Source organism: Acinetobacter sp. ANC 3832, assembly GCF_002135415.1.
GTDB lineage: Bacteria > Pseudomonadota > Gammaproteobacteria > Pseudomonadales > Moraxellaceae > Acinetobacter.
This window is the reverse complement of sequence record NZ_NEGJ01000020.1, coordinates 42,188-48,445: the sequence shown is the minus strand read 5'-3', so window position 1 is coordinate 48,445 and position 6,258 is coordinate 42,188. Positions and strand designations below refer to the sequence as shown.

General features: G+C 38.9%; 4 protein-coding genes and 3 pseudogenes. All 7 read left to right on the top strand.

What is annotated here, in order from left to right:
• Window positions 1-8: 8 nt before the first annotated feature.
• A pseudogene (locus tag B9T35_RS17230) lies at window positions 9-221 on the top strand (IS5/IS1182 family transposase); the annotation flags it as partial.
• An 80-nt stretch (window positions 222-301) separates the two neighbouring features.
• Window positions 302-1,290 (top strand): annotated as a pseudogene (locus tag B9T35_RS18740) (IS3 family transposase); the annotation flags it as partial.
• A gap of 20 nt (window positions 1,291-1,310) precedes the next feature.
• A pseudogene (locus tag B9T35_RS17205) lies at window positions 1,311-1,800 on the top strand (IS5 family transposase); the annotation flags it as partial.
• Between the two features lie 309 nt (window positions 1,801-2,109).
• On the top strand, window positions 2,110-3,162 hold the full coding sequence (locus B9T35_RS17200; protein WP_086192392.1) for a 3-keto-5-aminohexanoate cleavage protein: 1,053 nt from the start codon (window positions 2,110-2,112) through the stop codon (window positions 3,160-3,162).
• Between the two features lie 76 nt (window positions 3,163-3,238).
• Complete coding sequence (locus B9T35_RS17195; RefSeq protein WP_086192391.1) at window positions 3,239-4,060, top strand: SDR family NAD(P)-dependent oxidoreductase; 822 nt, start codon at window positions 3,239-3,241, stop codon at window positions 4,058-4,060.
• A gap of 17 nt (window positions 4,061-4,077) precedes the next feature.
• Window positions 4,078-4,815 carry a carboxymuconolactone decarboxylase family protein gene (locus tag B9T35_RS17190; protein WP_086192389.1) on the top strand — a complete coding sequence of 246 codons (738 nt, stop codon included), beginning with the start codon at window positions 4,078-4,080 and terminating at the stop codon, window positions 4,813-4,815.
• Window positions 4,816-4,897: 82 nt separating this feature from the next.
• The gene (locus B9T35_RS17185; protein WP_228147189.1) at window positions 4,898-6,232 is read left to right on the top strand and encodes an MFS transporter; all 1,335 of its coding nucleotides are present in this window, start codon (window positions 4,898-4,900) and stop codon (window positions 6,230-6,232) included.
• The last annotated feature ends 26 nt before the right edge of the window (window positions 6,233-6,258 follow it).

Here is a 6,258-nt window from a genome sequence, read left to right as displayed (position 1 = left end):
TACTTTGAACAGTTAAACGTTTAGGCAGGACACTATGGAAAAAATGGTCAGGCTATCATCGTCGAAGCTTGGTTGAAACCAAGATGCATTGCATCAAATTATTGGGAGATAAATTAACATCAAGGAGTTTCCCTAGTCAGGTGAATGAGATTCATGCACGTGTAGCAGTCTTGAATAAATTCACGGAATTAGGTCGCCCTCATACCCAAGTTGTCACTTAAATTTGAGTCGCTTAGGGGAGTTCTACTTTTAAAATCTTTGTGCAACAAAGCCTAAACAGCCTAAAATCACAGAATCTGATGATCCACTTGCAGAATTGGCAAAGTTAAAAAAAGAACTACAACGAGTCACTGAAGAAAGGGACATATTAAAAAAGGCCACGGTGTACTTCGCAAGCCAGTCCAAATGAGGTACGCCTTTATTCAGGACAATCAGCACATATGGCCTGTCCGTCGATTATGTTCAACTCTAGATGTTCATCACAGTGGTTATTACGCTTGGCTAAAGCAACCTACTAGTAAAACTGCAAAGAAACGGCAACAGCTTTCAGGATTGATTAAACAGTTCTGGCTAGAATCTGGTGGAGTCTACGGCTATCGCAAGATTCACTGTGATTTGAAAGATATAGGTGAAAGTTGCGGGATCAACCGAGTATATCGGCTTATGAAAACTAATGGTCTTAAGTCACAGCGTGGCTATCGCAAACCTAGAGCTCATACCGGTATCCATCAATTGTTGCTGCAAATACTTTAAATCGCGAGTTCAACCCAATTCATACCAACCAACTGTGGGTGACTGATATTACTTATATTCGTACTCACGAGGGATGGTTGTATCTTGCAGTTGTAATTGACTTGTTTTCACGTCTTGTTGTTGGCTAGTCCATGAAATCTAGAATCACAACAGATCTAGTTTTAGATGCGTTATTGATGGCTTTATGGCGAAGAAAACCAAAGAACAAGGTGTTGATTCATTCTGACCAAGGTAGCCAATACACTAGCTATGAATGGCAGACATTTCTCAAGCACCATAATCTTGAAAGTAGTATGAGTCGCCACTTGCGCAGTACACTGCTCATGCCATGATAATGCTGTTGCTGAGAGCTTCTTTCAGCTGTTAAAGCGAGAGAGGATCAAGAAGAAAATCTATATAACTAGAACTGAAGCAAGGTCAGATATCTTTGAATATATTGAGATGTTCTACAATTCAAAACGCAGACATGGTTCCAATGGTCAGCGTTCTCCATTAGATTATGAAATGGCCCATCAAAAGAGGGTTATGTGTGTCTAGAATTTTGGCGGCTATTCAATCAATGGTGTAAGCTCCATATTGGTATAGATGCTAAAACCCTTCAAATACGTGCTGTACAACTCACCACAAATGATGTCAGTGATTCACAAGTATCAGAAGATTTACTCAATCAAATTCCATCTGATGAGCGAATTGACTCTGTGTTTATACCGATGGAGTTTATGACACTAAGTGCTGCCGACAGCTCATTTTAGATCGTCAAGCATATGCAGCCATTCCACCAAGAAAAAATGCAAAACCATAGAAAGACAAAAAATGGGATTTTTAGAAAGAAATGAATTATTGAAAACACTCAAATGCCTAGGAAGAGCAATTTGGAAAAAGTAGTCTAGGTATCATCGTCGAAGTTTGCTAGAAACCAAGATGCATTGCATCAAATTATTAGGCGATAAATTAACTGTAAGGAGCTTTCCTAGCCAGATAAATGAGATTCATGCACGTGTAGCAGTCCTCAATAAATTCACTGAATTAGGTCAACCTCATACCTAAGTTGTGTCTTAAATTTAAGTGACTTAGAGAAGTTTTATCTTTAAAGTCTTTATGCAACAAAGCCTTTCTGTTGTACAAAACTCCGTCTTTAAAAGATACTTAATCCAATCGTTCAACTTTCGGGGGGAGATCATTTAAAGTCTCCATTTTTATCAGTTCACATCAATTTTTAAGAATCTCAATTATGACCAAATGATCAATTTATGTGACTTAATGATAAATTTTTAATTTCCCAAACTTGTAATTTATTATGAATCAAGAGTCAAAGGATGGTTCTGAAAATAATGATGAAGCGTGGAGAATAAGTTAATGCACTTTCTAGATGATAGCCTTTTGCCTGAAAATCAAGAAAAATTGGTCATTCAAGTTGCACCGTATGGTCCACAATGGATTCCGAGTGATTCTAATGATATCCCAGTCACTTTTGATGAGCAAATTCAAAAAGCGGTAGATTGCTATAATGCAGGTGCAACCGTACTGCATGTTCATGTCCGTGAAGAAGATGGTAAAGGTTCAAAAAAACTGAGTAAGTTTAATGAAATGCTTGGTCTACTCCGCCAAGCCGTACCTGATATGGTTTTACAAGTGGGTGGTTCAATTTCTTTTGCTCCAGAAGAAGAGGGTCAAGCAGCACAATGGCTTGATTATGATACCCGTCATATGCTTGCAGAACTAAATCCTAAGCCTGATCAAGTCACTATTGCCATTAATACTAGTCAGATGAATATTTGTGAATTACTTGCACCTGAAGATGTAGTTGGCACTATTTTGGAAAGACCTGAATATTTTAAAGCGTATTCAGAAATGGTATCTGATGCGCGACCATCTTTCTTTATTGAGCACTTAAAACGCTTACATGCAGCTGATATTCAGCCACATTTTATGTTAGGTCATGTTCATCAGCTTGAAACAGTTGAACGTCTAATTCGTAAGGGCTTATACACAGGTCCATTAAATCTAAATTATGTTGCTATTGGTGGTGGAGCGGCAGGTTTAGATCCTTCAGACCTTATTGAGTTTACCAAGCGCTGTCCTGCAGGATCTATTTTAACTTATGAAAGTGCAATGCGTGCAGTATTGCCTATGAATACCATGGCTGTTGCTTTAGGTATGCATGTTCGTGTCGGAATTGAAGATACCTTATGGGGACGCAAAGGTGAACGTATGACTTCTGTTGAACAAATTGAGCAAATTGTTCGTATTTCTCGTGAGCTTCATCGTGATATTGCAACAGGTAAAGAAGCGCGTGAAATTTATAAAATTGGTAAAAAATATGAGAGCTCGGATGAAACGATTCGTCAGTTAGGTATGGCACCAAATCGTAAACCTGGCCAGCGTGGATTTACCGTTCCAGGACTTTAATTTAGATAAATTAAGAGTTAATCACTGATTAAATGCAAAATATACAAGTGATTAACTTCAATATGGAAGAATCAAAATGGATTTTCATGGAAAAGTTGTATTGGTCACTGGCGTTGGTCCTGGTTTAGGTAAAGCATGTGCAGAAGCCTTTGCAAAAGCAGGTGCAAAACTTGCAATTTGCGATGTGAATAAAAAAACTTTAGATGAGACACAGCATGCTGTTGAACACTATGGTGCGGAATGTCTGGCTGTGCAATGTGATGTTTCTTCAAGTCAAGAAGTCAGCACAATGTTCAAAAAAATTATGCAACGTTATGGGACTTTAGATGTTTTAGTCAATAATGCAGCAATCACGCCCAATTCAGATACAGATACACAACGTCGCAATGAGCTATATCGTTATATGTCTACACCTGAGCCACGTCGCTCTTTAAGCTTTACCAGTTCAATTAGCGATGAAGAGTGGCATCGTTATTGGGGAGTAAATGTACATGGCGTATTTTATTGTACACGTGAAGCTTTAAAAATTATGGAACCTAATTGTTCTGGAAAAATTGTCAATATTGCTTCAATTGCAGGTCTATCCAGTAAAAGTGCACATAGTCCACATTACTGTGCAACCAAAGGCGCTGTAATTTCATTTACAAAATCTGTTGCATACGAAGTTGCTGGATCAAATATTTTTGTCAATGCAATGGCACCGGGTGGAGTCGCAACACCACGCTTTAATGAATATCTAGATCACATTGGTGAAGAGGCACGAAATCGACTTTGGCAGGGCGTACCACTAGGGCGTTTTGGTACGGTTGAAGAGTATGCAGGTACGGTGCTTTATCTCAGTGGTGAACATTATTTGGTTGGGCAAGTGATTAGTCCAAATGGCGGCGGCGTAATTTAATTGTATTAGGAACAAAAATGAGTAAAACACCAAATTTTAATGCATTACGAGCAGCGGGTCTTTTTGATTCATCATTGGATTCAATGGCAGAGTGGGCACCAGAGTGGACTGAAAAATTTATGACTTTGGTGCAGGATACTCAACTGACCAATATTCTAGATCCTAAATTAGTTGCATTAATTCGATTAAATATTGATGTAACAGCGACACATTTATACGCACCGGGTGTGCGTCGCCATATACGAGAAGCGTTAAAACTCGGTGCAAGCCGTGCTGAAATATTAGAAGTATTTAAACTGGCTAGTGTTGTGGGCATCCATGCCTGTGCATTGGGTGTGCCTATTTTAGAAAATGAACTTTCACAAGCAGGTTTGGCTGATGAAGTAACTCCTGCTGGTGCTACTCCAGTATGTGATGCTGTACGCGAACAAGGCATGTTTAATCCGCTTTGGGAAACAATTTATCGTTGGGATCCAACTTATTTAGAAAATTTTCTAAAAATGGGGTTCGGTCTTTGGAAGGATAGAATTTTGCCCCCTCTTTGGATTGAATTCCTATGTATTGCGGGTGATGCGACCATCACGCATATGTATCAGCATGGTACACAACGCCATATTGAAGCTGCACTTGCTTTAGGTGCATCCCGTGAGCAAATTCTAGAAGTTCTTAAAATTGTAAGTTTACAAGGAATTGAAGCTTGTGAAATGGGTATTCCCATGTTGGATGAGGCCATTAAAGCAAGCAATAACTCGTAAGAAACCCAATTAATATTTTGGCTTTTAGATACGAGACACAAGGACAATAAGGATATATTGAAAAAATATTAGGAGAATATGTGTGAGCTCTATCAATGAAAGTACTCCTTTAGAGCGTCTAGACATTACTCAGGATGAGCAAAAAAAGACGTTTAAGAAAATTGCATTTCGGCTTTTACCCTTTTTATTTTTAGCTTATGCCATTAATGCAATTGATCGCATTAATATCTCGTTTGCAAAATTAAGAATGTCTGAAGATCTACTCCTTAGCGATGCTGCTTATGGTATTGGAGCAGCTGCATTTTTTGTTGGTTATTTATTATTTGAAATACCAAGTAATTTATATATGCAGAAAGTAGGAACCAGAGCAACCTTGACCAGAATCATGGTGCTTTGGGGCATTGTGACCATGCTCATGAGTACTGTAGAAAGCGCAATGGGATTTTATGTCTTACGTTTTTTACTAGGTGTGGCTGAAGCTGGATTTTTTCCAGGTGTAATTTTGTATCTGACCTATTGGTTTCCAGGTTCATTAAGAGGACGTATCACTTCCGTTTTTTTCATGGCGGGGATTATGGCAGGGATTGTGAGTGGCCCACTTGCAGGGTGGATCATGAGTAATTTTCATGGTTGGTTTGGTTTAAAAGACTGGCAAGCTCTCTTTGTTTTAGAAGGTATTCCTGCTGTTATTCTCGGTTTCTTCGCTTGGTTTTGGTTGGTTGATCATCCTGAAAAAGCAAAGTGGCTTACCGTACGTGAAAAATTGGTTGTGCAATATAGCTTATCTTCAGAAAACCAAGCCATTGAGAAAAAGAGCATACCTTTAAAGCAACTTCTTTGTGATCCACGAATATTGATAGCAGGTTTTGTATTCTTCTGTATTTATTCTGGGACGAACACTGTTGCTTATTGGATGCCAACATTGATTAAAGAGTTTGGTATTCATGATATTCGTCAAATTGGCTTAATCTCAAGCCTTCCTTATATTACTGCTTTAGTTGCAATGTATATTTTGGGTCGTAGTTCAGATAAACGTTTGGAGCGTCGCTGGCATTTAGCACTCACCATGTTGGTTGGCGCAATCAGTTTTACGCTGTTAGGTTTATTTCAAAATGAAATTGTGCTGTCTATTTCGTTATTAACACTAGGCGCAGCCGCTTGTCTTGCCGCAGTTCCATTGTTTTGGACGATTCCTCCTGCTTATTTATCCAGTACTGCAGCAGCTGCAGGTATTGCACTCATTAGTACTTTAGGGGGGATGGCAGCAGTATTAAGTCCTATTCTTGTAGGAACCATTAAAACTCAGACTGGAAGCATATATATGGCATTCAGTGTAATTGCACTATTACTTGTCATTGGCGCAGTAACCTTGTTACTCGGCATTCCAGCACGCTTGTTACGCGATACAAAATCTTAGTTTACCTCAGTTAAATCAAAAGCACT